This window comes from Mesorhizobium sp. B2-1-1, assembly GCF_006442975.2.
GTDB lineage: Bacteria > Pseudomonadota > Alphaproteobacteria > Rhizobiales > Rhizobiaceae > Mesorhizobium.
Genome location: NZ_CP083954.1, coordinates 1,321,223 through 1,345,996, shown reverse-complemented (window position 1 = coordinate 1,345,996; position 24,774 = coordinate 1,321,223). Strand labels below are relative to the sequence as shown.

Annotated in this window: 28 protein-coding genes; 12 read left to right on the top strand and 16 right to left on the bottom strand. The window is 63.3% G+C overall.

Annotation, left to right across the window (positions count from 1 at the left end; translation table 11 throughout):
* The first annotated feature begins 8 nt into the window (after positions 1 to 8).
* Complete coding sequence (locus tag FJ972_RS06575) at positions 9 to 1,232, top strand: aminomethyltransferase family protein (protein ID WP_140525477.1); 1,224 nt, start codon at positions 9 to 11, stop codon at positions 1,230 to 1,232.
* A gap of 2 nt (positions 1,233 to 1,234) precedes the next feature.
* A complete protein-coding gene (locus tag FJ972_RS06570) occupies positions 1,235 to 1,489 on the top strand; it encodes a hypothetical protein (protein WP_140500602.1) in 255 nt (84 codons plus the stop codon).
* Between the two features lie 5 nt (positions 1,490 to 1,494).
* Here the strand turns inward: FJ972_RS06570 and FJ972_RS06565 are convergent, their stop codons facing one another.
* The 4 genes from FJ972_RS06565 to FJ972_RS06550 form a co-directional block, all read right to left on the bottom strand.
* The gene (locus FJ972_RS06565; protein WP_140525476.1) at positions 1,495 to 2,553 is read right to left on the bottom strand and encodes a dipeptidase; all 1,059 of its coding nucleotides are present in this window, start codon (positions 2,551 to 2,553) and stop codon (positions 1,495 to 1,497) included.
* 152 nt (positions 2,554 to 2,705) lie between these two features.
* A complete protein-coding gene (locus FJ972_RS06560) occupies positions 2,706 to 3,005 on the bottom strand; it encodes a GNAT family N-acetyltransferase (RefSeq protein ID WP_140500600.1) in 300 nt (99 codons plus the stop codon).
* Complete coding sequence (locus FJ972_RS06555) at positions 2,998 to 3,627, bottom strand: alpha/beta hydrolase (RefSeq protein ID WP_140525475.1); 630 nt, start codon at positions 3,625 to 3,627, stop codon at positions 2,998 to 3,000. The genes FJ972_RS06560 and FJ972_RS06555 overlap by 8 nt, the downstream gene beginning before the upstream one ends.
* On the bottom strand, positions 3,624 to 4,571 hold the full coding sequence (locus FJ972_RS06550; RefSeq protein ID WP_140500598.1) for a VOC family protein: 948 nt from the start codon (positions 4,569 to 4,571) through the stop codon (positions 3,624 to 3,626). Before FJ972_RS06550 ends, FJ972_RS06555 begins: the two co-directional genes overlap by 4 nt.
* Positions 4,572 to 4,792: 221 nt before the next feature.
* Between FJ972_RS06550 and FJ972_RS06545 the strand changes: the two genes are divergently transcribed.
* Positions 4,793 to 6,358, top strand: a complete 1,566-nt coding sequence (locus FJ972_RS06545) for an alkaline phosphatase family protein (protein ID WP_140525474.1) — start codon at positions 4,793 to 4,795, stop codon at positions 6,356 to 6,358.
* 62 nt (positions 6,359 to 6,420) lie between these two features.
* Here the strand turns inward: FJ972_RS06545 and FJ972_RS06540 are convergent, their stop codons facing one another.
* Positions 6,421 to 7,731, bottom strand: a complete 1,311-nt coding sequence (locus FJ972_RS06540; RefSeq protein WP_140517892.1) for a PRC-barrel domain-containing protein — start codon at positions 7,729 to 7,731, stop codon at positions 6,421 to 6,423.
* Between the two features lie 276 nt (positions 7,732 to 8,007).
* On the opposite strand from FJ972_RS06540, the gene FJ972_RS06535 reads away from it, so the two are divergent.
* Positions 8,008 to 8,928: a diacylglycerol/lipid kinase family protein gene (locus FJ972_RS06535; protein ID WP_140525473.1), complete on the top strand. Its 921-nt coding sequence runs from the start codon at positions 8,008 to 8,010 to the stop codon at positions 8,926 to 8,928.
* A 29-nt stretch (positions 8,929 to 8,957) separates the two neighbouring features.
* Here FJ972_RS06535 and FJ972_RS06530 read toward each other — a convergent pair whose 3' ends face one another.
* A complete protein-coding gene (locus FJ972_RS06530; RefSeq protein ID WP_181165417.1) occupies positions 8,958 to 9,131 on the bottom strand; it encodes a hypothetical protein in 174 nt (57 codons plus the stop codon).
* Between the two features lie 203 nt (positions 9,132 to 9,334).
* Between FJ972_RS06530 and FJ972_RS06525 the strand changes: the two genes are divergently transcribed.
* A complete protein-coding gene (locus tag FJ972_RS06525; RefSeq protein WP_181173497.1) occupies positions 9,335 to 10,822 on the top strand; it encodes a sensor histidine kinase in 1,488 nt (495 codons plus the stop codon).
* Positions 10,823 to 10,865: 43 nt separating this feature from the next.
* Here FJ972_RS06525 and FJ972_RS06520 read toward each other — a convergent pair whose 3' ends face one another.
* The 3 genes from FJ972_RS06520 to FJ972_RS06510 all read right to left on the bottom strand — a co-directional run bounded on the left by FJ972_RS06520 (position 10,866) and on the right by FJ972_RS06510 (position 12,622).
* Entirely contained in the window at positions 10,866 to 11,330 is a 465-nt protein-coding gene (locus tag FJ972_RS06520) for a hypothetical protein (RefSeq protein ID WP_140500594.1), read from the bottom strand.
* A gap of 10 nt (positions 11,331 to 11,340) precedes the next feature.
* Entirely contained in the window at positions 11,341 to 11,667 is a 327-nt protein-coding gene (locus tag FJ972_RS06515; RefSeq protein WP_140517891.1) for a DUF883 family protein, read from the bottom strand.
* Positions 11,668 to 11,860: 193 nt separating this feature from the next.
* A complete protein-coding gene (locus FJ972_RS06510; protein WP_140525472.1) occupies positions 11,861 to 12,622 on the bottom strand; it encodes a Crp/Fnr family transcriptional regulator in 762 nt (253 codons plus the stop codon).
* A gap of 44 nt (positions 12,623 to 12,666) precedes the next feature.
* On the opposite strand from FJ972_RS06510, the gene FJ972_RS06505 reads away from it, so the two are divergent.
* Positions 12,667 to 13,116 carry a response regulator gene (locus FJ972_RS06505; RefSeq protein ID WP_140500637.1) on the top strand — a complete coding sequence of 150 codons (450 nt, stop codon included), beginning with the start codon at positions 12,667 to 12,669 and terminating at the stop codon, positions 13,114 to 13,116.
* A gap of 77 nt (positions 13,117 to 13,193) precedes the next feature.
* On the opposite strand, the gene FJ972_RS06500 is transcribed toward FJ972_RS06505, so the two are convergent.
* Complete coding sequence (locus tag FJ972_RS06500) at positions 13,194 to 13,745, bottom strand: RNA polymerase sigma factor (protein WP_140500591.1); 552 nt, start codon at positions 13,743 to 13,745, stop codon at positions 13,194 to 13,196.
* A 3-nt stretch (positions 13,746 to 13,748) separates the two neighbouring features.
* The gene (locus tag FJ972_RS06495) at positions 13,749 to 13,952 is read right to left on the bottom strand and encodes a NepR family anti-sigma factor (protein ID WP_181165418.1); all 204 of its coding nucleotides are present in this window, start codon (positions 13,950 to 13,952) and stop codon (positions 13,749 to 13,751) included.
* A gap of 219 nt (positions 13,953 to 14,171) precedes the next feature.
* Between FJ972_RS06495 and FJ972_RS06490 the strand changes: the two genes are divergently transcribed.
* From FJ972_RS06490 to FJ972_RS06470, 5 genes are all read left to right on the top strand, one after another.
* The gene (locus FJ972_RS06490; protein WP_140500589.1) at positions 14,172 to 14,966 is read left to right on the top strand and encodes a response regulator; all 795 of its coding nucleotides are present in this window, start codon (positions 14,172 to 14,174) and stop codon (positions 14,964 to 14,966) included.
* Between the two features lie 183 nt (positions 14,967 to 15,149).
* Positions 15,150 to 15,314, top strand: coding sequence for a DUF1328 domain-containing protein (locus tag FJ972_RS06485; protein ID WP_006203859.1), 165 nt, complete (start codon positions 15,150 to 15,152; stop codon positions 15,312 to 15,314).
* A gap of 177 nt (positions 15,315 to 15,491) precedes the next feature.
* On the top strand, positions 15,492 to 16,526 hold the full coding sequence (locus tag FJ972_RS06480) for a sensor histidine kinase (protein WP_140500587.1): 1,035 nt from the start codon (positions 15,492 to 15,494) through the stop codon (positions 16,524 to 16,526).
* A gap of 129 nt (positions 16,527 to 16,655) precedes the next feature.
* The gene (locus FJ972_RS06475) at positions 16,656 to 16,826 is read left to right on the top strand and encodes a hypothetical protein (RefSeq protein ID WP_181168298.1); all 171 of its coding nucleotides are present in this window, start codon (positions 16,656 to 16,658) and stop codon (positions 16,824 to 16,826) included.
* A 182-nt stretch (positions 16,827 to 17,008) separates the two neighbouring features.
* Positions 17,009 to 17,254, top strand: coding sequence for a YMGG-like glycine zipper-containing protein (locus FJ972_RS06470; protein ID WP_140500585.1), 246 nt, complete (start codon positions 17,009 to 17,011; stop codon positions 17,252 to 17,254).
* A 202-nt stretch (positions 17,255 to 17,456) separates the two neighbouring features.
* On the opposite strand, the gene FJ972_RS06465 is transcribed toward FJ972_RS06470, so the two are convergent.
* The 4 genes from FJ972_RS06465 to xylF form a co-directional block, all read right to left on the bottom strand.
* Positions 17,457 to 19,079, bottom strand: coding sequence for a CHASE domain-containing protein (locus FJ972_RS06465; RefSeq protein ID WP_140525471.1), 1,623 nt, complete (start codon positions 19,077 to 19,079; stop codon positions 17,457 to 17,459).
* A gap of 136 nt (positions 19,080 to 19,215) precedes the next feature.
* Positions 19,216 to 20,016: an ATP-binding cassette domain-containing protein gene (locus tag FJ972_RS06460; protein ID WP_140500582.1), complete on the bottom strand. Its 801-nt coding sequence runs from the start codon at positions 20,014 to 20,016 to the stop codon at positions 19,216 to 19,218.
* 15 nt (positions 20,017 to 20,031) lie between these two features.
* Positions 20,032 to 21,384, bottom strand: a complete 1,353-nt coding sequence (locus FJ972_RS06455) for a sugar ABC transporter permease (protein ID WP_140500580.1) — start codon at positions 21,382 to 21,384, stop codon at positions 20,032 to 20,034.
* Between the two features lie 142 nt (positions 21,385 to 21,526).
* Positions 21,527 to 22,567, bottom strand: a complete 1,041-nt coding sequence (xylF, locus tag FJ972_RS06450; RefSeq protein ID WP_140500579.1) for a D-xylose ABC transporter substrate-binding protein — start codon at positions 22,565 to 22,567, stop codon at positions 21,527 to 21,529.
* 259 nt (positions 22,568 to 22,826) lie between these two features.
* Between xylF and FJ972_RS06445 the strand changes: the two genes are divergently transcribed.
* Positions 22,827 to 24,068, top strand: coding sequence for an ROK family protein (locus tag FJ972_RS06445; RefSeq protein WP_140525470.1), 1,242 nt, complete (start codon positions 22,827 to 22,829; stop codon positions 24,066 to 24,068).
* Positions 24,069 to 24,075: 7 nt separating this feature from the next.
* Here the strand turns inward: FJ972_RS06445 and phoB are convergent, their stop codons facing one another.
* Positions 24,076 to 24,765 (bottom strand): phosphate regulon transcriptional regulator PhoB, encoded by a 690-nt coding sequence (gene phoB, locus FJ972_RS06440; protein ID WP_010911896.1) that lies wholly within the window; start codon positions 24,763 to 24,765, stop codon positions 24,076 to 24,078.
* Positions 24,766 to 24,774: the final 9 nt, after the last annotated feature.

The window sequence follows — 24,774 nt, the reverse complement described above, 5'->3', positions numbered from 1 at the left end:
TCGCCAGCATGAATCAGCAACCATCATCCGCCCGCATCGCCGCCCAATCCCACTTCCACACGTTGCGTCTCGGCACGCCGTTCCAGCCGCGCATCGATGCTCTGGCCAAGACCCAGGATTGGTACAACTGGGCGGGCTACCGCGCCCCGCATTCGCTGTGGGACGAGGAGCTGGAATATTTCGCCATTCGCAGCCAGGCGGCACTCTTCGACATCTCGCCGATGACCAAGTACCGCGTCGAGGGACCGGACGCCGAGGCCTTCCTCGACCGCGTCACGCTGCGCGACGTGACCAGGCTGAAGCCGGGCCGCGTCCATTACACCGCGTGGTGCAACGACGACGGCTTCGTCCTCGATGACGGCACGCTGTTCCGGCTCTCGCCAAGGCGGTTCCGACTGTGCTCGCAGGAGCGGCATTTGCCTTGGCTGCTCGACAGCGCCCTCGGGTTCGATGTGACGGTGGAGGAAGAGACCGAAGCCGTCGCGGGCCTGGCACTGCAAGGTCCGACCTCTTTCGCCGTGCTGCGTGATGCCGGTTTTGCCGATGTCGAAAAGCTGAAGGCATTCGACCTCGCCGAATTCCCGCATGATGGCGAAACCGTCACCATCTCGCGCACCGGCTTCACCGGCGATCTCGGCTATGAACTGTTCATGCCGGCCGACAAGGCGCTGAGCCTGTGGGACCGGCTGATGGCGGCCGGCGAACTGCGCGGCATCCGCGCCATCGGCTACACCGCGCTCAACCGCGCCCGACTCGAAGCCGGGCTGATCGTCGCCAATGCCGACTTCACGACAGCCGAACACGCCATCCGCGCCGACCGCTTGCGCATGCCCGACGAGATCGGGCTCGGCTTCATGATTGATCTGGAAAAGGCCCATTTCAACGGCCGTCGCGCCATCTTCGAGGCGCGCGCCAAGCGCAAGCTGCGGCATGTGCTGGTCGGGCTGGAGATCGAAGGCAACATCCCGGCCGAACACGCCATCGTCTATCACAGAAAGAGCCAGGAGGTCGGGCTGGTCAGCGCCGCCATGTGGTCGCCGATGGCCAAGCGCAACATCGCCATCGCTTCGCTGGTGCGACCATATGGTGATACTGTCGTCGACGACCTCTGGGTCGAGATCTACGCAATGCGCGAGCTGCAATACCAAAAGCTGATGAAGCGGGCCAAGGTGGTGCCGCGGCCGTTCATCAAGCTCGATCGCCGCACCGCCAATCCGCCGGCGGATTTCTGACCATGGACGAGGAAGCCGACAAGCAGCAAGAAGAGGCGGCCGAACAGTGGGAACTGGTCAACACGCCGCTCGGCGAAAAATGGTCGGGCCGCACACGCTATGCCGCCGCCATGTTCTTCTACAAGCGCGGCGAGATGAGCGCCGAGACGCTTGAGGTCTACCGCATCTGCGCGCGGCTCGATTCGGAAAACCCGCTGCCGATCATCCGCGACCGCGGCGTCGGCAAGGACTGGCTGAAGCGCATGGGGTTCGGCTGACCTGCCTATCCTATGGTTCTTTCCAGCATGGCCAGCCAGTTTCGGTAGGCGATCTTTTCGATCAGCGCGCGGCCGAAGCCGCGTGCGGCGAGCGCATCGATGAGCTTCGGCAGACCGGCGGCGTCGCCAATGACGGCCGGGATCATGGCTCCGTCGAAATCGGAGCCGAGGCCAACCCCATCCTCACCCAGCGCCTGCAGCAGGGAATCGATGTGGCGCACCATGATGTCGAGGCCGGTATCGGCATTCATCTTTCCGTCCTCGCGCAGGAAGCCGGTGGCGAAGTTCAGCCCGACCATGCCGCCGGTTTCGCGAATCGCGCCGAGCTGCCAGTCGGTGAGATTGCGTGAGTGGCCGCAGATCGCATGCACGTTGGAATGGGTCGCGACCAGCGGCGCATCGCTGAGCGCGGCGACATCGCGAAAGCCCTTCTCGTTGAGATGCGACAGGTCGATCATGATCCTGAGTTGGTTGCAGGCCTTGACCAGCGCCTTGCCGGCATCGGTCAAGCCGGGACCGGTATCGGGCGAGGACGGAAAGCGGAACGGCACGCCATGGCCGAAAGCGTTCGGGCGGCTCCAGACGATGCCGAGCGAGCGCAAGCCGGCGGCATGCAGCACGTCGAGCATGGTGAGTTCGGGATCGATCGCCTCGACCCCTTCGATATGGAATACCGCAGCGATCGAGTCGCGCACCATGGCGCCGCGCACATCTGCGGCATTGCGGCAGACGCTCAGCGCTCCGGCCCGTTCCAGCCTGAACAGGATCGAGGCCATCGCGATCGTCGAGGCCAGCGCATCGCTGTGCGGGAGTTCGGGCGGCAACGGCTCGGCATCGCTGGGCGTCGACGGGACAGCGCCGCGCCGGCCTCTCTCGACAGGGGGCGGGAAGATCGCGAACATGCCGCCGGCGAACCCGCCGGCCCGTGCGCGCGGCAGGTCGATATGGCCGCCCGATTTCCCTTCCATGAACAGCTTTCCGACGTCCGGGTCTTTCGACTGATAGAGTCTGAGCAGCGTGTCGTTATGGCCGTCGAAGACGGGAACGAGATCGGTTTCGGTCATGAAGGGATCATTCGGTTCGATGTGCGCACGCCGCCCGCGATATATCATATCTACTTAGGCAAGATGGGCCGAGCGTGCAAATGCCAAAGCCGTGCTGGCCTATCACACTGTTTTACTCCCGAGGGTCCGGACTGGCAAAGCGCCGGCTGATCCTACCCCTTCAGCACGTCGGCCCACTCCGGATGACGGCGGAACTGGGCGTTGGCAAAGGGACAGAGCGGGATGATCTTCTTGCCCGCCGCGCGCGCGTCCTCGACGGCGCGGGTGACGAGCCGAAGCCCGGCACCCTGGCCGCGAAACGCGTCGGGCACTTCGGTGTGGTCGATGATGATCTGGTGCTCGCCGATCCTGGTGAAGGTCATCTCCGCCTCGGCGCCGCCCGGACCACGCAGCACGTAGCGGCCCTTGGAACCACGATCTTCGAGTTCGATCTCCGGCAGTTGGTCAGGCATCACTTACTCCTTGGGCCACGCCGGCAAGGAGCTGCCGCGCCGCCTCGATTTCGTTCGGCCGCACTTCGTGCCCGCCTTCATGCCACTCCACTGTGACATCGGCGCCATCGGCGCGCAAATAGGCTTCGAGCCGCGAAGTCAGGTTCGGCGGACAGATCGGATCCCGCCTGCCGGCGGTCACCAGAATGCGGCGCCCGGCAAGACTGCCGTTCACCTCCGGTTCGAACGGGATCAGCGGGTGCATCAGCACCGCCGCGTCGAACAGGTCAGGGGCTTCGAACAGCAGCGACGCCAGGATGTTGGCGCCGTTGGAGTAGCCGAGAGCGTGTATCGCCGACGGCTTCGCCGCTGCTATCTGCGCCTTGACGAAGCCCGCCATCTTCCGAGTCGCGCGCGCCAGGTCCTGCATGTCATAGACGCCCTCGCCGGTGCGACGGAAAAAGCGCGCAGCGCCTTGTTCAGACACATCGCCGCGTGGCGAGATGATGGTTGCCTGGGGCGCGAGATCGCGCCCCAGCGAGACGAGCTGGCCCTCGTCGCCTCCGGTGCCATGGAAGACGAAGAGCAGCGGACCGCCCGGCGAACCGGGCAGCACCTTGTGGATGTAGCTGTCTGTGCTCATGACCCCGCCCCTCGGTCTTCCAGCTTCTGCAGATGCTGTTCGAGATAGGGCCGCAGGTGTTGATGCTGCGCCGGCAGCTTCAAAGCTTCACCGAGATGGGCGGTGTCCTCGTCGCGGTCGAAGCCCGGCTCGTTGGTGGCGACTTCGAACAGAACGCCGCCCGGCGTGCGGAAATAGATCGCCCAGAAGTAATCGCGGTCGATCACTGGCGTCACCTGGTAGCCGGTATCCATCAGCGCCTTGCGCACTTCGAGCTGCCTGGCGCGATCCTCGACGGCGAAAGCGACGTGATGGACCGAGCCCGCGCCGAGATCGGCAAAGGCGGCACCGGGTAGCGATTCGATGTCGACGACGTCGGCGCCATTGCCGTTCCTGATCGCCAGCCGCCTGACATTGCCGGATTTGTCGAGCTCCTCATAGCCCATGAACTTCAAGAGTTCCTCGGTGGCGCCGCCATCCTTCAGGCGCAGCGACACGGAGTGAAAGCCCCGGATCGCCTCGTCGGCGGGAATGCCGCCCTTCGCCCATGGCGCGCGCGTGTCGGCCCTGTCCTCGACGAGCGCGAAACCGTCGCCGTCCGGTCCGGCGAAGGCCAGACGCTTCTCGCCAAAGGTCTCTTCGCGCGAAAGGCCGGCGATACCTTCCTCGGCGAAGCGCCTTTCCCAATAGGCGAGCGTGCCTTCCGGCACCGAATAGGCGGTGGTGCCGACTTCGCCGACGCCGTGACGGCCCTTGCCGATATTGGGAAACGGAAAATAGGTCATCACCGAACCCGGCGTGCCGAGCTCGTCGGCATAGTAGAGGTGGTAGACGTCGGGCGCGTCGAAATTGACCGTTTTCTTGACCCGGCGCAGGCCGAGCTTCCCAGTGAAGAACTCATTGTTCTGGCGGGCATCGCTGGCCATCGAGGTGACGTGATGCAAACCCTTGATCTGGTCGAGCATGAGTGCTGCTCCCTTGTTCTATTGCGGCCCCTGCCGCTGTCCTCGCCAATATGAGCATCGGCCTGTTCCCGTCAAAGGCGACAAAGACGGGATGGACTGTACTCTGGAAGTGAACAATCGAAAGCAGTTTGTTCACCGAACCACCAGCAGCCCGGGCTTGCGCCGGGGCGGGATTTCGGTTCCATGAGCGACGCTCGCACATTAGCCAAGGATTATCGCCAGTGACCGGAAAAGGCAGGCGTCCGAACGTTCTCCTGATCACCTGCGACCAATGGCGCGGCGATTGCCTTTCGGCGGCCGGCCATCCCCTGGTGAAGACGCCGAATGCCGACGCATTGGCAGCGGAAGGCGTATTGTTCAAGCGGCACTATGGCGGCGCGGCACCCTGCTCGCCGGCCCGTGCCTGCCTCTATACCGGCCTCTACCAGATGAATAACCGGGTTTGCCGCAACGGCACGCCGCTCGATGCCCGTCACGGCAATATAGCGCTTTCGGCGCGCGCGCTGGGCTACGATCCGACGCTGTTCGGCTACACCGACGTATCGCTGGATCCGCGCCGGCTCGCTCCGGCTGATCCGCGGCTGCGAAGCTATGAAGGCGTGCTTCCTGGTTTCACGGTGCGCCAATTGCTGCCAGAGCATCAGAAGCAGTGGCTGTCATGGCTGGGAATGCAGGGCATCGATACCGACGCCGGCTCCCCCGCGATCCATCGACCGGCGAACGGGGCAGGCGACGCCGGCTCCGTGACGACTGCGCCGCCCGTCTATTCGAAGGAGCAGACGCCGACGGCTTTTCTTGCCGGCGAATTCATCCGATGGCTGGGCGAACAGGATCATGCCGCGCCCTGGTTCGCGCATCTCTCTTTCATCAGCCCACATCCGCCCTTCATCGCGCCTGCACCATACGACGCGATGTACGACCCCGCCGACGGCCCCGGCTTTCGCCGCGCGGCAGGCTGGCAGAAAGAGGCGGACAGCCATCCCTATCTCGCCTACGATTTCGGCAGGCAGAAAAAGCACAAGTTTCGACCTGGCGCCGCCGGCAGCGTACATGACTGGAGCGAGGATGATTTCCGCCGCATCCGCGCGATCTATTACGGCATGATCTCGGAAGTCGATGCGCAGCTCGGCCGTATCTGGCAGGCGGTCAAGACGGCGGGCGCGTGGGACGACACGATCGTTGTGCTTACCTCCGACCATGCCGAGATGATGGGCGACCATTTCATGCTGGGCAAAGGCGGCTTCTTCGACGCTAGCTATCATATCCCCCTGGTCATCCGCGACCCGCGTCACGGCCACACCGCAGGCGTGGCCGTCGACCGCTTTACCGAGGCGGTGGACATATTGCCGACCTTGCTCGACCTGCTGGGCGGCGAACCGGCGCCGCATCTCGACGGTCACTCGCTGCGGCCGTTCATCGTCGGCGAGGAGCCGTCGGACTGGCGCGACGCCGCGCATTGGGAATTCGATTTTCGTTCGATCGCGGAAGGCGAAGCCGAACGGCATTTCGGCCATGCCTCGCGCCAGTGCAATCTCGCCGTGATCCGCACGGAAAAATTCAAATATGTGCATTTCGGCGGCGGCCTGCCGCCCTTGCTGTTCGACCTGGAGAAGGATCCCGCCGAGCTCGCCAATCTCGCCGCCGATCCCGCCTATCTCCCGACCAGGCTCGAGTTCGCCGAACGGCTGCTTGCCTGGCGGGCCGAACATCTCGACCAGTCGCTGGCGCTGGCGGAGCTGACCAGGGATGGCGTTGTGGGCTGTGTAAGTAGGGCAGTAGGGGAATAGGGAATCCCTACTGCCCTACTGCCCTACTGCCCTACTGCCCTACTGCCCTACTGCCGTTGTTGCTATCTCACGATCATCCGCTGCTGCTCGCGGTTCTGCGCATAGCTGCCTTTGTCATAGGCGGCCTGGGCCTCGAGCTGCTCCTTGGTGAAGGTCGTGTAGAGATATTTGTTACCGTCCTTGTCGGTCATGAATTTCAGGTTGTCCATGCCGACGGCGACTTCCTTCTCGCCGACGCCGAGGAAACCGCCGACATCCACGATGACCGCGTCGGTCTTGTTGTCGGGCGTCAGCACGACATCGCCGATCTCGCCGACCTTGACGTCGTTGGCGCCATAAACTGTGGTACCCTTGAGATCGTCGCCCCTGACCTCGCCGACAGGCATTTCGGTCAGTTTGGATTTGTCGATCGCTGCGGTCTTCGTCTGGTCGGGAGCGGTCGCATCAGGCGTGGAGGCGGACGGGGCCTGCGCCGTCTTGTCCATCGGAGCCGTATTGGTTGTCGGCGCGACGGCCGGGGTGGACGCAGCAGGTGCGTTGGATGCGGTCGTGACCGGAGCCGGATCATAAGCCTTGCGGTTGAAGTCCGGCAATGCCTGCAGCTCTTCCTTGGTGGTTTGGGCCACCAGCCAGCGGTCGCCGTTTTTCTCGGCCCACTGGGCCTTGCCGAAATCATAGGTGACGTTCTTCTCGCCGATGCCGAGGAAGCCGCCGACGCCGATGACCAGTGATTGCGCCTTGCCTTCCTTGGTCAGGACGATGTCGTTGACGTTGCCGATGTTCTGCGCATCGTCGCCGGTCCCGTTATAGACGCTCTCACCGATGATATTGGTGGCGAGATTGCCGTCGGCGCGCTTCACCGGTTCCGCCGGAGCCGCGTTCATGTCGACTGGCGCCTGGGCGGTATCGCTCGGCGCGGATGTTGACGGCGCCTGTGCCGCTGTCGATGCGGCCGGTGCCGGAGCATAGGGCTTGGTGTCGAACTCCGGCTGCGCCGTCAACTGGTCCTTGGTCGTCTGGGCGACCAGCCAGCGGTCGCCGTTTTTCTCGGCCCACTGCAGCTTGTCGTAATCGAACGCGACATTCTTCGTCCCAACGCCCAGAAAGCCCCCGACGCCGATGACTATGGATTTGGCCTGACCGTCCTTGTCGAAGACGATGTCGGTTACTTTGCCGATATTCTCGGCATTGTCGCCGGTGCCGTTATAAACCGATTCACCGATGATGTTGGTGGCGATGCTGCCCTCGGCGTGCACCACAGGAGCGGCGGGTTGCTCCGCGCCAGGCGCAGCCGGTGTCGGAGTTGTCTGCGCATGCGCGCCCGTCGCCACGAACATGGCAAGAGCAGTCGTGGCTAAAAGATTGCGGATCATGATGGTGTCTCCTCGTGCCTGATTTCATGCATGCCGCACCGGCCTCCGCCGTCACCGGCGACGGGCGAACGCGGCATTCGCCTGATCACAACGTCGTGACTGCGCCCATTGTTCCGACAAAAGCCAGGACGCATATTCTCCGCACACGCGGCTCGCAACTTGCGTCCTGCAAAGGGAAATTCGCCGCATCATCCGGAACCTTTTTGCCACTTGCGCCGTTCAGCCGACGGCTGGAGCTTCTCCGGCTCGGAGTTTTTTTGAGAACACGGAGGGGACATGCGGTTTGCGGCGGTGCTGAACCGGGACGGTGGCACCTTGCGCACCCTCGACCTGGATGGCTTTCGCGATCGCATGCGCGACCTGCTGGAGGCAGCAGGCCATTCCATCGATATCGACGTGGTTGCCGGCAAGGACATCGTGCCGGCATTGGACAACGCGGCTTCGCGTCGCGGCATCGACGTGATTCTCGCCGGCGGCGGCGATGGCACGATATCGGCGGCGGCGGCGCGGCTGATGGGCAAGAAAAAGGCGCTGGCCATATTGCCCGCAGGCACCATGAACCTCTTCGCGCGCGGGCTCGGCATCCCGCAGACGCTCGATGCGGCTTTGCGATCCTTCGCCGATGGCGAGGTGATGGCGGTGGACATCGCCACCGCCAATGGCCGGCCTTTCGTGCATCAGTTCTCGATCGGCATGCACGCCAAGATGGTGCAGCTACGCCAGAACATGGAGTTCGGCTCCCGGCTGGGCAAGATGCGGGCATCCGCGAAAGCGGCTTGGCAGACGATCAAGAATCCGCCGGCGATGACGGTCACCCTGACCATTGGCGAGGCCGAGATCACGGCGCGAACCACCGGCGTCGGCGTCACCAACAACCTGTTTGGAGAGGGTCACCTGCCCTTTGCCGACAATCCGGCGGGCGGCGTGCTCGGCATTTATGTCACGGTCGCGCGGCAGCGCGCCGAACTGGTCAAGTTCTTCTTCAACGTCGCGCGTGGCAAATGGCGGGACAATGAACATGTCGAAATCCATCAGACAGAGCGGGCTGTGCTGAAGATCCGGTCGGCGGCCAGGAAATACCGCGCCGTCCTCGACGGTGAACTTATCAAGCTCGAGGACGAAATTACCATCGAAATCCACCCGGGCGCCTTGAACGTGCTGGTGCCGCGGCACGCCATGCGGGCAAAGGCGGCCTGATGCAGGGGCAGCCGACGAGGAACAGAAGACTAGCCGCTCGGAGCGCTGCCTTGTTCGGTGGTCGGGGATTTCGTGTACTCGCCGTAAATCTCGACGATGCCCCAAACGACAAAGGCCAGGAGAAGTCCCGCAATCAGGATCCGCAAGCCGTGCCAGCCCCAGTGTCCCTGACGCGCTTTGTTTTCAGGAATGGTCTTGGGCATAGCCGGCCTCGATGCGATGTGGACGCGTTGAGCGTCTCTGGCAAAACATCTTCGGGTAACGGTTCCTTGCTACGAAGGTTCCGCGTTTGGCCAAGCCCTTCGCCGGCAAGTCGGGAAGGCGAAGTCGGAGGGCTCGCGAGGAAGCGTCGGGGGCGCTGGTGAACAAGGCGGCGAAATTGGCGCCGGGCCTTCCGGCCGAAGTAATGCACGTCGTCAACGACGCCGGCCGGCTGGCCGTGCTGCACGGCTTGCAGGCGCTGGATACGATGGCTGACGCCGACTTCGACGGCGTCAGCCGCCTTGCCGCGGCCGCCATGCGCGCACCGATCGCGCTGGTTACGCTCGTCGACGTCGAGCGGCAATGGTTCAAGTCGCGTGTCGGCCTGGACGAGATCGAGACCGCAACCGACATCTCCTTCTCCGCCCATGCGATTGCCGCGGGCGGCGAACTGATGGTGGTACCCGACGCGACCTTGGATCCGCGTTTTAAAGCCAACTCACTGGTCACGGGCAAGCATCACATCCGCTTCTTTGCGGGCGCGCCGGTGACCGTCGCCGGCGCCAGGATCGGAACGCTCTGCGTTTTCGACCGCAAGCCCCGTCCCTTTCCATCGCGCGTCAGGCTCGACCAGTTGAAGGCGCTGGCCGGCCTAGCCGCCAGCCTGTTCACGCTGAAGGATGCGACGCGCAGCGGCGCCATCGCCGAGGCGGCGCTGGTTCGCGAAGAAAAACGGCGCGCCATAGCGCTCGACGCGGCATCGCTTGCCAGCTGGGCCTGGGACATCCGCACCGACATGATCGAATGCGATGGTTTGCTGCCGGAATTGTTCAATCTGCCGCGATCGAACCGGTTGCGGGCGCGCGACATCCTGATGGCAATAGATCCACGCGACGTCTATCAAACCGAAACCCGCTTCCGCGACGCCTTGGCCGGCGGCGACGACTATTTCGGCGAGTACCGCGTGAAAGGCTTCCATCCACCCCGCTGGCTGGCGACGCGCGGCCGCGTCATCGAGCGCGATGGCGACGGCAAGCCGACGCTGATCTTCGGGGTCAATTACGACATATCCGAACGCAAGCTTGGGGAGGAAAGGCAAAGGCTGCTGCTTCGCGAACTCAATCATCGCGTCAAGAACACGCTGGCGACCGTTCAGGCGCTGGCGACGCAGACCGTGCGCCATGCCCGGCAGCCGAGCGCTTTCCTGGAAGCCTTCGGCGCCCGGCTCCAGGCACTCGGCATTGCCCATAATCTCCTGTCCGACCGGGAATGGCGCGGCATCGGCATCCATGAACTCATCCAGATCGAGGTGAGGCCCTTCGACACCGCCGAGCAACTGCGCATGACGATCACCGGTCCCGATCTGTTGCTGTCGCCGGACCAGGCAGTGGGGCTGGGCCTGATCTTGCACGAACTGGCCAGCAACGCCCTACAATATGGGTCGCTGTCGGCAACATCCGGCAAGGTCGATCTGAGCTGGAAGACACAAGGCAGAAAAAGCGACCGGCGCCTTGTCTTGACCTGGCGCGAAAGCGGCGGTCCTGCGGTTGCCCCGCCCGAGCGGCACGGTTTCGGCTCGATCCTGATCCGCCGCAGCCTGGCCAAGGTCATCTCCAGCGAAGTGGCGCACGAGTTCCGGCCGGAAGGCGTCTTTGCCGAAATATCCATGCCGCTGGAGGATCTCTCCAAGTGACCGGCCCAGCTTTAATCCGGACGCAGCCTTCATCCGGTCAGCCTCAATCAGGATCGCCGCCAGCCGGCCCGCCGGGACCTGGTTTCACGTTCTCGCGGTAGATGGCATAAGCCGCCAACGCCACGGCGGGACCGAGAATGGCCCCGAGGCCGCCCTTTCCCTTGAGCAGCGCCGGCAGAGCGGCCAGTGCGGCGGTGACCCCGATTGCGGTCATGTCCGCCTTGCGCCGTTCTGCCCGGCGCCGTGCGCGCGAGCCGGCCGAGAAGCGATAGATCAGCAAGATCAGGCCCGCGACGATCAGAAAGCCGACGCCGAAGCCCAACGCCGCCGCGAGCGGCCCATAGCGGTCCGCAGCCCATATATAGCCGGCCCCGATCAGGAAGCCGAGACCGCACAGCGCCGCGAGCGCGGCAAGCGCATAGACAATTGCAGCCGTGCGCGCGCGGCGCATGGCTGCAACGGTTTCGCCCGAAGCCAGGCCCGAGACAAGGGAAGCCAGCAATCCCATTTGAGCGGGACTAGCGGCGCGCCAGGAGCGCGAACAGGAAGCCAACGCCGGCGGCGATCGCCAATGAAGTCACCGGCTTCTCGCGCACGCTTGCCGCTATCTGCGCCTCTATATCCCTGGTGTTGCTGCGCAGGCTATCAAAGGCTGCCTCGCCTTGGGCGCGCAGATGCTCGACACCTTCGGCGGCGGCACGGCGGGCGGTGCCGTATCCATGCTCACCTGTCTTTGCCAGCTGCTTCGTCAGCTTGTCGATATCGGCCTTCAACTGCCTGATATCGGCTTCGAGGTCCGAGTTCGCCCGCGCTTCGCTTGCGTTCTTTCCTGCGGCAGCTGCCATCGCTTAACTCCCTGTGATTGCTTTGATTTCAACGCGCTGCATGTCTCAAGGTTCCGAGCCCCTCGGATAAACGGGCATGATCCCGCAAAGCGGGTGTCGGTTTGCCAAAAGATCACGCTCAATCCAATGGATAGAGGCCGTCCCGGTTCCATCGATCTGGACCCTAGCTCAAAACGGGGCCTCCTGCATCCGATCAGATCAGTGGCCGTCGTTCCTTGCCCAGCCCCTCCCAGCCAGCAAGCTGCTTCAACCCTTCATGATCGATGATCTCGCAGCCGCCATCGCGCCAAGCGATCAGCTTGCGATCCATCAGTTTGCGAATCGTCTTGTTGGTATGGACCAACGACAGCCCGAGCGTATCGGCGATGTGCTGCTGCGTGAACGCGATCCGGGTGAGCCGCCCGCCATTGAGGCCAACGGCCTTGGCCCGGCTGCCGATGAAGGCGATGAGATAGGCGGTGCGCTCGATCGCGCTGCGGCGGCCGACGCTGAGCAGGTTCTCATCCAGCATCCGCTCCTCGCGCGACGCGATCCAGGTGATGTCATAGGCCAGGCCCGGATGGTTGCGGAAAAGCTCATGCAGGGACTCCCGCTCGAACACGCAAAGCAGCATCGGCGACAAGGCTTCGACGGAATGCTGCATTTCGCCCATCACGCTGCCTTGCAGCCCGATGAGATCTCCAGGGATGGCGTAGTTGAGGATTTGACGGCGGCCATCCGACAACAGCTTGTAGCGGAAAGCCCAGCCCGACAGCACCGTGTAGAGATGAGTGCTGCGGCGTCCTTCCACCAGCACCGTTGCGCCCTTGTCGACCGCGAGCTCGCCTTTCTTCAATTTGTCGATGAAGGCCAGTTCCGATCTCTCGAATTTGCGGAAACCCGGCAGCGGCCGCAGCGGGCAATTCTCGCAATCATACCGGCGGCTGGAGGAAGCAAGGCCGTTCTGGATTGACATTTCGACCGCTCCTCGAGAACCGCGGGCTCAGCCGCTGCGGTGGCATGTCTTTTTTAAATGACAGCGCGTCAAATAGCGATCATGACTCGCTGCGTTTCAAGGAGCCATTGCCTGTGTCGCCTTTGCTTGACGGATTGCGCATTCTTGTCCTGGAAGATGAATTTCTCATCGCCATGGATGTCGAGCAGCTTTGCCGTGATCACGGCGCCGACGACGTAGTGCTTGTCCGCGACCTGGCCGAGATCGATGGTCGACAGGTTGCCACCCAATTCGATGCGGCGATCGTCGACCTCATGCTGGGGGGCACTCCGACTTTCGACTTTGCATCGCGCCTGCGTGAAACGGGCGTGCCCTTCGTCTTTGCCTCCGGTTATTCGGATGCGGACGAGATCAAGGTTGCCTTTCCAGGGATAAGGCTGGTCAGCAAACCTTATTCGGGCGAAGATCTTGTGGAAGCGGTGGCCCGGGCCTGCGGACGAGTCCCGCCCGCCTGACGACGTCGCGTCGCGTCGCGTAAGAGTCAGAGCGGATGCGATGGCGATTCTGTCAGCCGTTTCGATGCGACGCTTTTTTAGTGCGCCGCCGTGCCCGTGACCTGTGCTGAGATCGCATCGGGACCGTACTCGTCTTCGCCGGAGATTTTCAGTATCTCCTGCAGGCGCGTGCGGGCTCGGCTGACGCGGCTCTTGATCGTCCCGACCGCGCAACCGCAAATCTCGGCCGCCTCCTCGTAAGAGAAGCCCGAGGCGCCGATGAGGATGATGGCCTCGCGCTGGTCTTCGGGCAGTTGCTCGAGCGCACCGCGGAAATCCTTGAGGTCGAGCTGGCCGTGCTGGGCGGGATGCACCGCAAGCCTGGCTGTCATGATGCCGTCGCTGTCCTGCACCTCGCGGCCGCGTTTGCGCATCTGCGAATAGAACTCGTTGCGCAGGATGGTGAAGAGCCATGCCTTCAGGTTGGTACCGGGCTGAAAGCTCTCATGCTTGTCCCAGGCCTTGACCAGCGTTTCCTGCACGAGGTCGTCGGCCTTGTCGGCATTCTGCGTCAGTGACACTGCGAAGGCACGCAAGCTCGGTATTGCCCCAAGCAGATCGGTCTTGAAGCCTTGTGAGACCGTTGCCATGCCTCAGTCCTTTTTCTGTGCGGGCTCGGCCCGCTCCAGTTGGCTGAGCAACTGCGCGAAACGATCCGGCACATCGTCGGAGACCAGCTCGTCGTAATACTGCTTGAGTTTGCGTCCGATTTCGGAATTCGGCCCGAGCGGGTCGCCCACGCCGTTCCGGCGCCTGATTGAGGCGCCAGTCAAGACATCTTTCGTCATTTCCTTCATTTCGCCCTTTAATCCAGCCCCATAGCCGCTCAACATAACTCAACACAACACAAGCGGCATCCTCGTCTGGTTGCCCATCCCCAATTCAAACGCCGTTCAGGCGTATTAGTTCCCGGGGCCGGAACTTTTTGCGAAAGCCCGCGTTTGTGTCGTTGGGGCTTGCAATGGGGCTTGACCTGCATTTTTAGTCAATCACGTCATCTGAGGGAGACGTCCGTCATGAGTTTATCCGCCACCATCGCTCCGCACCTGCCGTTCCTGCGCCGCTTCTCGCGTGCCGTATCGGGATCGCAGGAGAGCGGCGACGCGCTGGTTGCCGCGATGCTCGAGGCCATCATCGCCGATGTCGACATTTTTCCCGAGGCATCTAGCGACCGAATCGCGCTGTACAAGGTCTTCGCCAAACTGTTCACGTCCGTCGCCATCCGCGTTCCACAAGAACAGGCGCAATCGGCATGGGAACAGCGCGCCGCGGCCAATCTCAATGCGATCGCGCCGCTTCCCCGCCAGGCCTTCCTTCTGGTGGCCGTCGAGGGTTTCAGCGAGGATGAGGCGGCCGAAATTCTTGGCGTCGGCGAACAGGAATTCTCAGAACTGCTTGCCCAGGCGAGCAACGAGATTTCCCGCCAGGTGGCGACCGACGTGCTGATCATCGAGGATGAACCGCTGATCGCCATGGATATAGAGGAGATGGTCGAGAGCCTGGGCCATCGGGTCGTCGGCACCGCCCGCACCCATGCCGAAGCGGTGACGATGTTCGGCAAGACGCGGCCGAAGATGGTGCTCGCGGACATCCAACTCGCCGACGGCAGTTCGGGCATCGAGGCGGTGAACGAGATTCTGTCGTCGACTTCCGTGCCGGTGATCTTCATCACCGCCTTTCCCGAGCGTCTCCTGACCGGCGAGCGGCCCGAACCGGCTTTCCTGGTGACGAAGCCGTTCAACCCGGACATGGTCAAGGCGTTGATCAGCCAGGCTCTGTTCTTCGACCGGCAGGCGAAAGCAGCCGCATAGCCATGCGCAACTGAAGTCGCAAACGCGCGCAAAAGCAGGGCGCGACCAGCCGGAAGGTTCCGCTGGCCGCGCCTTGCTTTTCCGCGCCACGATGGTGCGCGGGGGGATCGTCTTTTTCGGCAAAAAGTGGAACAAACCGCATCCACCCACGTTTTTCTCACATAGTTGGAAGGAGATGGAACCATGCTTTACTGGGCGCTCGTATTTCTCGTCGTGGCAATCATCGCCGGCGCGCTTGGTTTCGGCGGCATTGCCGGTACATCTGCCGGGATAGCGCAGATATTGTTCTTCATCTTTCTCGCTTTCCTCATCATTTCGCTTCTCGCCGGCCTGTTCAGACGGGCCTGAGGGTTATCAGGCGAACACTGGAAGCCGCACCCCTCAAACGGTTTCCAGCCACCGCCGGGTGGTGTCCCACAAGGACGCCGCCCGGCGGACCGCTTTTGGGCGTCTGGTTCCCGTAAAACCTGCCTTGGAACCCATTGGACGGTGAGCCGTTCAGCCTGAGTTGGGTGAACAGGTCGGATGCGTTCCAGGGCTCGAGATACCAAGAAGAACGAGCGGGGGGACGAGGTCATCGCCCTGCATCCCGCCGAAAGCGGCATGCAACTTGGCCGGGCGCTTCTCCACGCACTCCACAATGCCGGCATTTCCGTCCTCTACCAGGACCGCGACATGAAAACGGTCTGGGCGCGGAACATGCGTGCGCCCTGGGCCGCCGACAGCAGCGAGGGCGACGGCATCCTGCCGCCGGCACAGGCCGACCGCATTGGCGCTGCCAAGCGCAACGTCGTCGCAAGCGGCGATCCGCAGCGCCTCGAGATCGGCGTCCCGATGGAGGACGGCATGCGCTGGTTTCAGGTCTGGATCGACGCCGACCATGGCGAGGCCGGCGACGTGCAAGGTGTCGTCACCACCATGGTCGAGACGACCGAGCAGCGACGCCGCGAACAGACGCTGACGACGCTGTTGCGCGAAGTCACGCACCGCTCGAAGAATTTGCTGGCAATCATCCAGAGCATCGCCACCCAGACGGGACGCTATTCCGACAGCATCGGCGATTTCCTGACCCGCTTTCGCGGCCGGCTCCAGTCGCTGGCCTCCTCCCAGGATTTGGTAACCTCCTCCAACTGGCGCGGTGCTGCCCTTCGCGAACTCGTCGCCGGTCAGGTCGGCCGCTACGGGACGGACGCGTCGCACAGCCTTCGCTTCCGCGGCGCAAATCCTTACCTCAACCCCAACGCCGCGCTGCATATCGGCCTTGCGATGCATGAACTGGCCGTCAACTCGGTCAGCTATGGCGCCCTGTCGCGGCCGGAGGGCTTCGTCGAAGTGACCGCCGTCCTCGACACCGCCGCCGATGGCGGCATTGCCCTGTCGCTGACCTGGGCCGAAACCATAGGAACCGACAGCAACCAAGAGGGCAAAAAGCGCTTCGGCAGCGTCGCACTGGAACGCGTAGTGCCCTCTTCCCTGAACGGAACGGCGCGCCTCGAGATCGCGGATGGTCGCCTCGAATACCATCTCGTTGTTCCGCACGGCAATTTCGAGACGGAGTAGGCGACCGCCATTTTTTAACCGGCTGTTCACCATAGAAGCAGATGCTGTTTTTGCCAGATACCGATGGAACTGCCGAGCCGACGAGCATGCTTTCGAGGGCTTTGCCGCAGCATAGTGGGGAGGAGCGCCTTGACGGTCGCCGATATCAACAGACTCGAGCAGGCCGCTCGCATTTCGATGGGCGAATTCCAGGATCCCGAGACATCCACGGCATCGCCGGTTGCTCATGGCATCCTGCCCATCGTCGCTCCGGCGTTGGCCGCGGCAATTGTCCTGATCGCCCTGTCCCAGCTGGCCTGATCCCGCCCCCACGTTCGCGCGCGCACATCGCTCGGGTTTTTCGGCGGCCGAGGCATCGGAAAGCTGCGCCCAGAAAAAGACTCTCTTCACCAACAATAAATTGGAGCAGCAAAGGTCGTTTTTTCATGCTAAGTGACGGCTGGAGCTTATTAAAGTGAGGACACGAAGTGAGGAGTGACCCTATGCGGAAAATTCTTATTGCCATGGCTGCCGTGGTCGCCGTCAGCGGCTGTACCTCGACCGAGCAGGATGTCGTCGGCGGCGGCTTGATCGGCGCCGGCGTGGGCGGCTTGGTCGGCGGCGGCAAGGGCGCGCTGATCGGCGCGGCCGTCGGTGCCGGCTCCGGCCTGCTGGTCCGCAACCTGCGCAATGGATACTGCCAGTATCGCGATCATCGGGGTCGCATCTACACGGCTCGCTGCAACTAAGGTAATTCCGGCGGGAAAAGCGCGGAGCGGTTTTCCCGCCGGAATTGCGAGCAAGGAGCGGATCGGCGATCTATCAGACGCTGAACCGCTCCGAGCAACTTGAATCGCCGCTGTCGGGCTCATTCGCGAACCCGGCAGCGGTGCGGCAATTTATTGGCCGCCGCGGGAAGCCTGGAGCGATTCCGCCAAGGCCCGATGGCATTCACGCCGGCAGCGGAATCCTGATTTCCACATTCAATCCGTCATCGCGATAATCGCGGTGGATCGTGCCACGCAGCTCACGCGTGACATTGAGGTCGATCAATTTGGTGCCGAAGCCGGTCGTGGCCGGGGCGTCGACCTTCTTCTGCCCGGTTTCCTGCCAGCTCAGAGCCAAGACCCGGTCACGCCCGCGCCCTTCGACCGACCATTCGATCCTGAGGGCGCCGACCGTATTGCCGGCCTCGCCATATTTCAGCGCATTCGTTGCCAGTTCGTGAAAGGTGAGGCCCAGTGCCTGCGTCGTGGTTTCGTCAAGCAGCACCTCCGGCCCGGACAAAAGCTCTTCCGGCAGCTCCTTTCCGAACACTTGGCCAAGCTCGATGCGCAGGAGATCGCCGAGATCCGCCTTCTGCCAGCGCGAGCGCGTCAGCATGTCCTGGGACGCGGCCATTGCCTGTAGCCGGGCCGAGAAAGATGCCGAGAACTCATTGACGTCGCTGGCACGTGACGCGGTCTGGCGCGCGATCGCCAGCACTCGCGTGATCGAATTCTTGATGCGATGCTTCATCTCCTGCAGCATCAAATCCTTTTCGAGCAGGCTCTTTTCCGTCGTCTCATGCAGCAGCGATGCTGCCTCGTAGGCTCGCTCCTGATAGCGCGCGACAAGCGCGATGGCGCCGGCCAGCAGCAGCCCGAACAGGCCGAGCATGATCGGGATGGCCCGCGACGATGGCTGCGAGAAGGCGCTTGTCGGCCTGAACTGCACGGTCCACGGCCGGCCCGCCACGCTGATCTTGCGGGTGACCAGCAGCCTGTCGCCAAAGCCCGAGACGGGCGGTGTCTCCGACCGGAACAGCAGATGATCCGGATCGACGCCGCCATCGTAGATTTCGGTGTTGACGGGCAGCAGCGGCGCACGGCTGAGCGCGATCTGGAACAGCTCCCTGGCCCGGAAGGCCGCGTAGAGAAAGCCTACCGTCGAGGATCGCGATGCGTTTATGGCATCAGGTGCGGTCTCGACGTTGAGCCGCACGAAGACGAGAAAGCCGGTGAAGGTCTGTGCTGCACCCGTGTCCTGGCCGAGTTGCACCAGCCCGCTCGCGTGCTGCTGGTCATCTGCCATTGCCTTCTCGATTGCCGCGCGCCGCACGGGCTCGGTGAACATGTCATAGCCGATGCTGGCCTTGTTGGACGGATCGAGCGGCTCGAACAGCACAACGGGCGTGCGCCATGGCTGCGTCGTATCCGGATAGATCGCACGCCTGACGCCCTGGTCATGCAGCATGTCGCGTTCGACCGTTGCCTCGTCGCCTGCTTTCACCAGCCGGAGAAAGCCGATGCCGCGCAGGCCGGCGAAATTGGTATCGACATTGAGGGCATTGAAGAACGCTTTGAACTCGCTCTGCGAGATGTCGCCATTGCGGGCGTCGAACAAGGCTTGCGACGAGCGCAGCAGCGACAGCTGCAGGTCGATCCGGCTCTCGATACGGTTGAGCGCATCGTCCGCGGTCGCGTCGAACTTGATGCGAGCCGCCTCTTGCGTCGCGAAATAGGCGAACCCCGCCATTGTCATGCTGATCAGCGCAACGGCAACGAAAGCGACGATTGGAAAAAGCTTCTTCAACGGATAATGCGGCCTATCAGCATGTGAGCCCTTTATGGGCAAGTCGCCCGGTCAACACAATGGCAAGGCCAAGCCATCCCGCCGGCTGGCATATCACCTGATCGGCAGATCGGTAACGGGCTCAGGCCAGCAGGCTTCAGGCAGCGATCTTCAACGCGCCTGGTCCGGGAATGGCGCCAGGCGGACATTTGCCCAGGATGATCATGCCCAGCACCTCGTCCTGGGTCACATCGGTGGTGCGGGCAGTGCCGACGACCTGGCCGTTTTTCATGACGCACACCCGGTCGGCCAGTTCGAATACGTCGTGAATGTCATGGCTGATCAGGAAGATGCCGATGCCGTCGGACTTGAGCTGCCTGACCAGTTCCCCGACCTGGGCCGTTTCCTGCGGTCCAAGTGCTGCCGTCGGCTCGTCCATGATCAGGATGCGGGCGTTGAACAGGATCGCGCGTGCGATCGCCACCGACTGCCGCTGTCCGCCCGACAGCTTGATCACCGGCTCCTTGAAGCGCTGGAAGCGGGGATTGAGCCTGCCCATCACCTTGCGCGCCTCGGCCTCCATGGCGACATCATCGAGCGTGCCCCAGGCGGTCCTCAGCTCGCGGCCGAGGAACAGGTTGGCGGCGGCGTCGACATTATCGGCGAGCGCCAGGGTCTGGTAGATCGTCTCGATGCCGTATTTCTTGGCATCGCGCGGGTTGGAGATCGAAGCCTCTTCGCCGTTGACGAAGATTTGGCCCGCGTCACGCTTGTAGGCGCCCGACAGGATCTTGATCAGTGTCGACTTGCCGGCGCCGTTATGGCCGAGCAGGGCCACGACCTCGCCGGGGAAAAGATCGATCGAGGCATCGTCGACGGCGCGAATGCCGCCGAACGCGATTGAGATGTTGCGCATGTCGACCAGCGGGTTGCCGGCGGGAGCGATCCTGTCAGCCATGATTGTCCTCCTCCCTCAAACGCGTTTGCGATAGACGGTGTCGAGCCACACCGCGATGACCAGCACGGCGCCGACGACGATGCTCTGCAGCGGCGAGTCGACGCCAAGCAGCACCATGCCGGATTGCAGCGACTGCATCAAAAGCGCGCCCAGCATGGCGCCGATGATTGTTCCCGAACCGCCGGCGAGCGATGTGCCGCCGATGACGGCCGCCGCGATCACCAGCAATTCATCGAGCGTTCCGAGCACGTTGGTGGCCGAGTTCTGCCGGGCTGACGAGATCGCGGCGGCGATCGTGGCCAGCACGCCCATGATCATGAACACTTTCATCGTGATCCAGCGTGTATTGATGCCGGCGAGGTTGGCTGCTTCCGGATTGCCGCCAATGGCAAAGACATAGCGACCAAAACGGGTGCGTTTGGTGATGAAGGTCATGACCAGCCCGACGGCGATGGCCATCAGCACCGGTATGGCGATGCCGTGGGCGATGAACAGGCCGCCCTCGGGCACGGTTATGTTGTTGGCGGCTGCATATCTGTTCACGATGCCGACTGGCCACGGATAGGAATTGGCCAGCCAAACCGCGCCCATGATGACGGCGCAGGTCAGCACGCCGATCAGCGTCTCGGCCCAGATCGGACGCAGCGGGAAACGGAAGCGCTTGCGCTGTACCCGCCCGTTGAACAGCGCAAGCACCACCGCAAGGCAGGCGGCGATACCGACCACCCAGCTCCAGGTCGCGCCGATCGATCCGGCCGGGCCGCCGCCCATCAGCTGGAACGTCGCGTTGAGCGGCGCCACCGTCTGGCCGCTGGTAACCCACCATGCCGCACCGCGCCAGACCAGAAGCCCGCCCAGCGTCACGATAAAGGCCGGCACTTCGAGATAGGCGATGACAAAGCCCTGGAAGGCGCCGATCAACAGACCGAGCACCAGGCCGATGACCAGCGCCAGCACCCAGATCCATGGGTTGCCAAGCTCAAGCCCGACGAAGCGCACTAGGAAATGCACCTGGGCGAAGCCCATGACCATGCCGATCAACCCTTCGGCGGAACCGACGGACAGATCGATATTGCGCATGACGATGACCAGCACCATGCCGCAGGCCATGATGGCGACGGCCGAGGTCTGCACCGACAGGTTCCACAGATTGCGCGGCGTGAGAAAGGTACGGCTGTCGAAATCGAGCGGATTGACGCCGAGACGCAGGCTGGACAAGACATGCAACCCGATCCAGATCAGCAGCAGCGCGCCGATCATGCCGAGCATGCGCGTGTCGATCTCGGTCGCCTTAAGGAACCGGGCGACGGCGCCGAGTTCCGACGCACGCGCGGTGTCGGCCTGCGGGTTGGACGTCGTATCGGTCATGATTTTCTCCCACCGGCCTGCCCGTCCGATGCGGGATGCCGGAAGCCAGCCTAGAAGTTACCCGCCCGGGGCGGAAAAACAAATCTTCTTGAAAAAACGCCGCGGCTTGGCAGCCGCGGCGTTCATCGCATGAAATGGAAGATCAGTTGCAGGCCGCTACGCTGCCCGCCGCGACGCCGGCACAGACCTCGTCTTTCTTGATCCAGCCGGCGTCGATGACGACGTTGAGATTGTCCTTGGTGATCGCAACCGGGGTCAGGAACAGCGATTTGACGGTGTTCCCACCGGGCGTTGTGAAGTCCTTGACGCCGGCGATATCGGTCATCTTCTTGCCGTCGGCCAGCTGCGAGGCGATCTCGGCGGCATTCTTGCCGAGTTCACGCGCGTCCTTCCACACCGACACGGTCTGCGTGCCGAGCGCGATGCGGTTCAGCGCCGCGTGGTCGCCGTCCTGGCCCGAGACCGGAACGGTACCGGCCAGGCCTTGAGCCGTCAGCGCCGCGACGACGCCGCCGGCAGTGCCGTCATTGGCCGCGACCACCGCGTCGACCTTGTTGTCGTTGGCGGTCAGGAACTGCTCCATGTTCTTCTGCGCGTTGGCCGGCAGCCAGCCATCCGTATAGGCTTCGCCGACATTCTTGATCTTGCCGCTGTCGATGGCGTCCTTGAGCACTTCCATGGAGCCCGAGAACAGGAAATCGGCATTCGGATCGGCACCCGAGCCCTTGATGAAGACGTAGTTGCCTTCCGGCTTCACCTTGAACACTTCGCGGGCCTGCATGCGGCCGACTTCCTTGTTGTCGAAGGTCAGATAGAAGACGTCCTTGTTCTCGATCAGGCGGTCATAGCCGACGACCGGAATGCCTTCGTCGAGCGCCTTCTGCACCGCCGGGCCGATGGCGGAGGCGTCCTGCGCCAGGATGATCAGCGAATTGGCGCCCTGGGAGATCAGGCTCTCGACGTCGGTGAGCTGCTTGCCGGGATTGGACTGGGCGTCGGCGGAAATATACTTGTCGCCGGCGGCTTCGATCGCCTTCTTCATGGCGGCCTCGTCGGTCTTCCAGCGCTCTTCCTGGAAGTTCGACCAGGAAACGCCGATGACCTTGTCCTTCGCCTGCGCGACCGACGCGAGCGTCAGCGACATGGCGACACCCGCCAGGATGGCGGCTGTGAATCTCTTCATCTTAATCCTCCCTGCGCCGCGTATGGCGCGACCAAACAGGCCCGTAGGCCGGCACAAAGGCTCTATTTTTTCGAGCCTCGAAAAAACACTGGTCCATCGTCGGAACGCTGTCAACGTCGATTCTGATGTATTTTGATGTCCTCGTGAATTTTTTTCGAGCTCCGGAATAAATAATGACAGCCAAGGCCGGTTCTGCCAGTATTTGACGGTCGTCGGGATCCTGGGGAGAGAACGCGGCGACGGGGAGGATGCGAGAAACATGTCGGTCGGAATCCGCCACGACGATTTGCGCCGACGCAACCGGGCGATGGTGATCGCGGCCGTGCGCCGTGCCGGGCAGCCCTCGCGCACCGAGATTGCCGCGACCACCGGGCTCAGCCATTCCACCATATCGGCGATCTCCTCCCACCTGATTGGCGAAGGCATCCTGGCGCAGAGCAAGCCGAGCGAGGCCGGTGCGCTGAAACGCGGCCGGCCGCAGGTCGGCCTCAGCCTCAACCCTGAAGCCGCGGCGGTGATGACCGTGGTGCTGTCGCTGAATTTTCTCTCCGTCGCCGTCATCGACTATGCCGGCCAGGTGATATCTGAAGAGCAGCGCCGGCTGGACACGCTCACCCTGTCGCGCGAGGCGCTGATCGGCGAATGCGTGGCCATCGTCAGGCGGCGGTTCGAGGATCCCGACCTCGACGTCGGCAGCATCGCCCGTATCGCGCTGGCGATCCAGGGCATCACCGACACGGATGCGCGCACCATGCTGTGGTCGCCGATCACGCCGCAGACCGACATCGCCTTCGCCGACATACTGGAGGCCGAGTTCGGCATTCCCGCCACCATGGAGAACGATTGCAACATGATGGCGGTGGCGCTGCGCTGGCGCGATCCCCAGCGCTACCGCGACGACTTCATCGCCATCCTTTTGTCGCACGGCATCGGCATGGGCTTGGTGCTGAAGGGTGAACTGTTCACCGGCACCCATTCATCCGGAGGCGAGTTCGGCCACATGATCCATCGCCCCGGCGGGGCGCTCTGCCGCTGCGGGCGGCGCGGCTGCGTCGAGGCCTATGCCGGCAACTATGCCATCTGGCGCAACGCGAGGCAGCTTGGCGAGGACACCGAGCCCGTCGACGTCAGCGACGCCGACATGCGCACCCTGGCGGCCTCGGCGCGCGAAAAGGACGGGCCGGAGCGCGAAGCCTACCGCAAGGCCGGCGAGGCGCTGGGTTACGGCCTTGGCAGCCTGTTCGCGCTGATCGATCCGGCGCCGGTCGCCATGGTCGGCGTCAGCGCCGCCGCCTTCGACCTGATCGAGCCGGCTCTGCGCGAGGCCATTGCCCAGACCGCCGGCGGCCAGCACTCGAAATCGATTTCCTTCGACACCGAGCCGAACGAACTGCCACTGATCCGCGAGGGCTGCGCCATGCGCGCGCTGACCTTCGTCGACCAGGAGATTTTCGCGCCGGGGGCACAGGCGAAATCAGGCGTGGGCGAGAACGTTGCGTGACATATCCCTAGTCTTCGCGAATCGCATACCCCGCGCCCCGAATGGTGCGGATCACGTCAGGCATGCGGCCATTGTTGACCGCCTTGCGCAGCCGGCCGACATGCACGTCCACGGTGCGCTCGTCGATATAGATCGTTTCGCCCCAGACATTGTCGAGCAGTTGGCTGCGCGAGAACACGCGGCCGGGATGTCGCATCATGAATTCGAGCAGGCGGAACTCGGTCGGCCCGAGCCGGATCTCGCTTTTCTTGCGGTAGACCCGGTGCGATTCACGGTCGAGCACGATGTCGCCGACCTTGAGCACGCTGGACAGAACTTCGGGCTTGGCGCGGCGCAGCAGCGCCTTGACGCGTGCCATGAATTCCGGCGTTGAGAACGGCTTGACCAGATAGTCGTCGGCGCCGGTGGAGAGACCGCGCACCCGGTCGCTTTCCTCGCCGCGCGCCGTCAGCATGATGATCGGCAGCCGCTCGGTCTCGGGCCGCATGCGGAGACGGCGGCAGAGCTCGATGCCGGACACCGCCGGCACCATCCAGTCGAGCACAAGAAGGTCAGGGACATTCTCCTGCAAGCGGATCTCGGCTTCGTCGCCGCGCGTCACCACCTCTACCTGATAACCCTCCGATTCCAGATTGTAACGGAGCAGCACACCCAGCGGCTCCTCGTCCTCCACCACCATGATGCGTGGCGCGATCATCGACTGGTC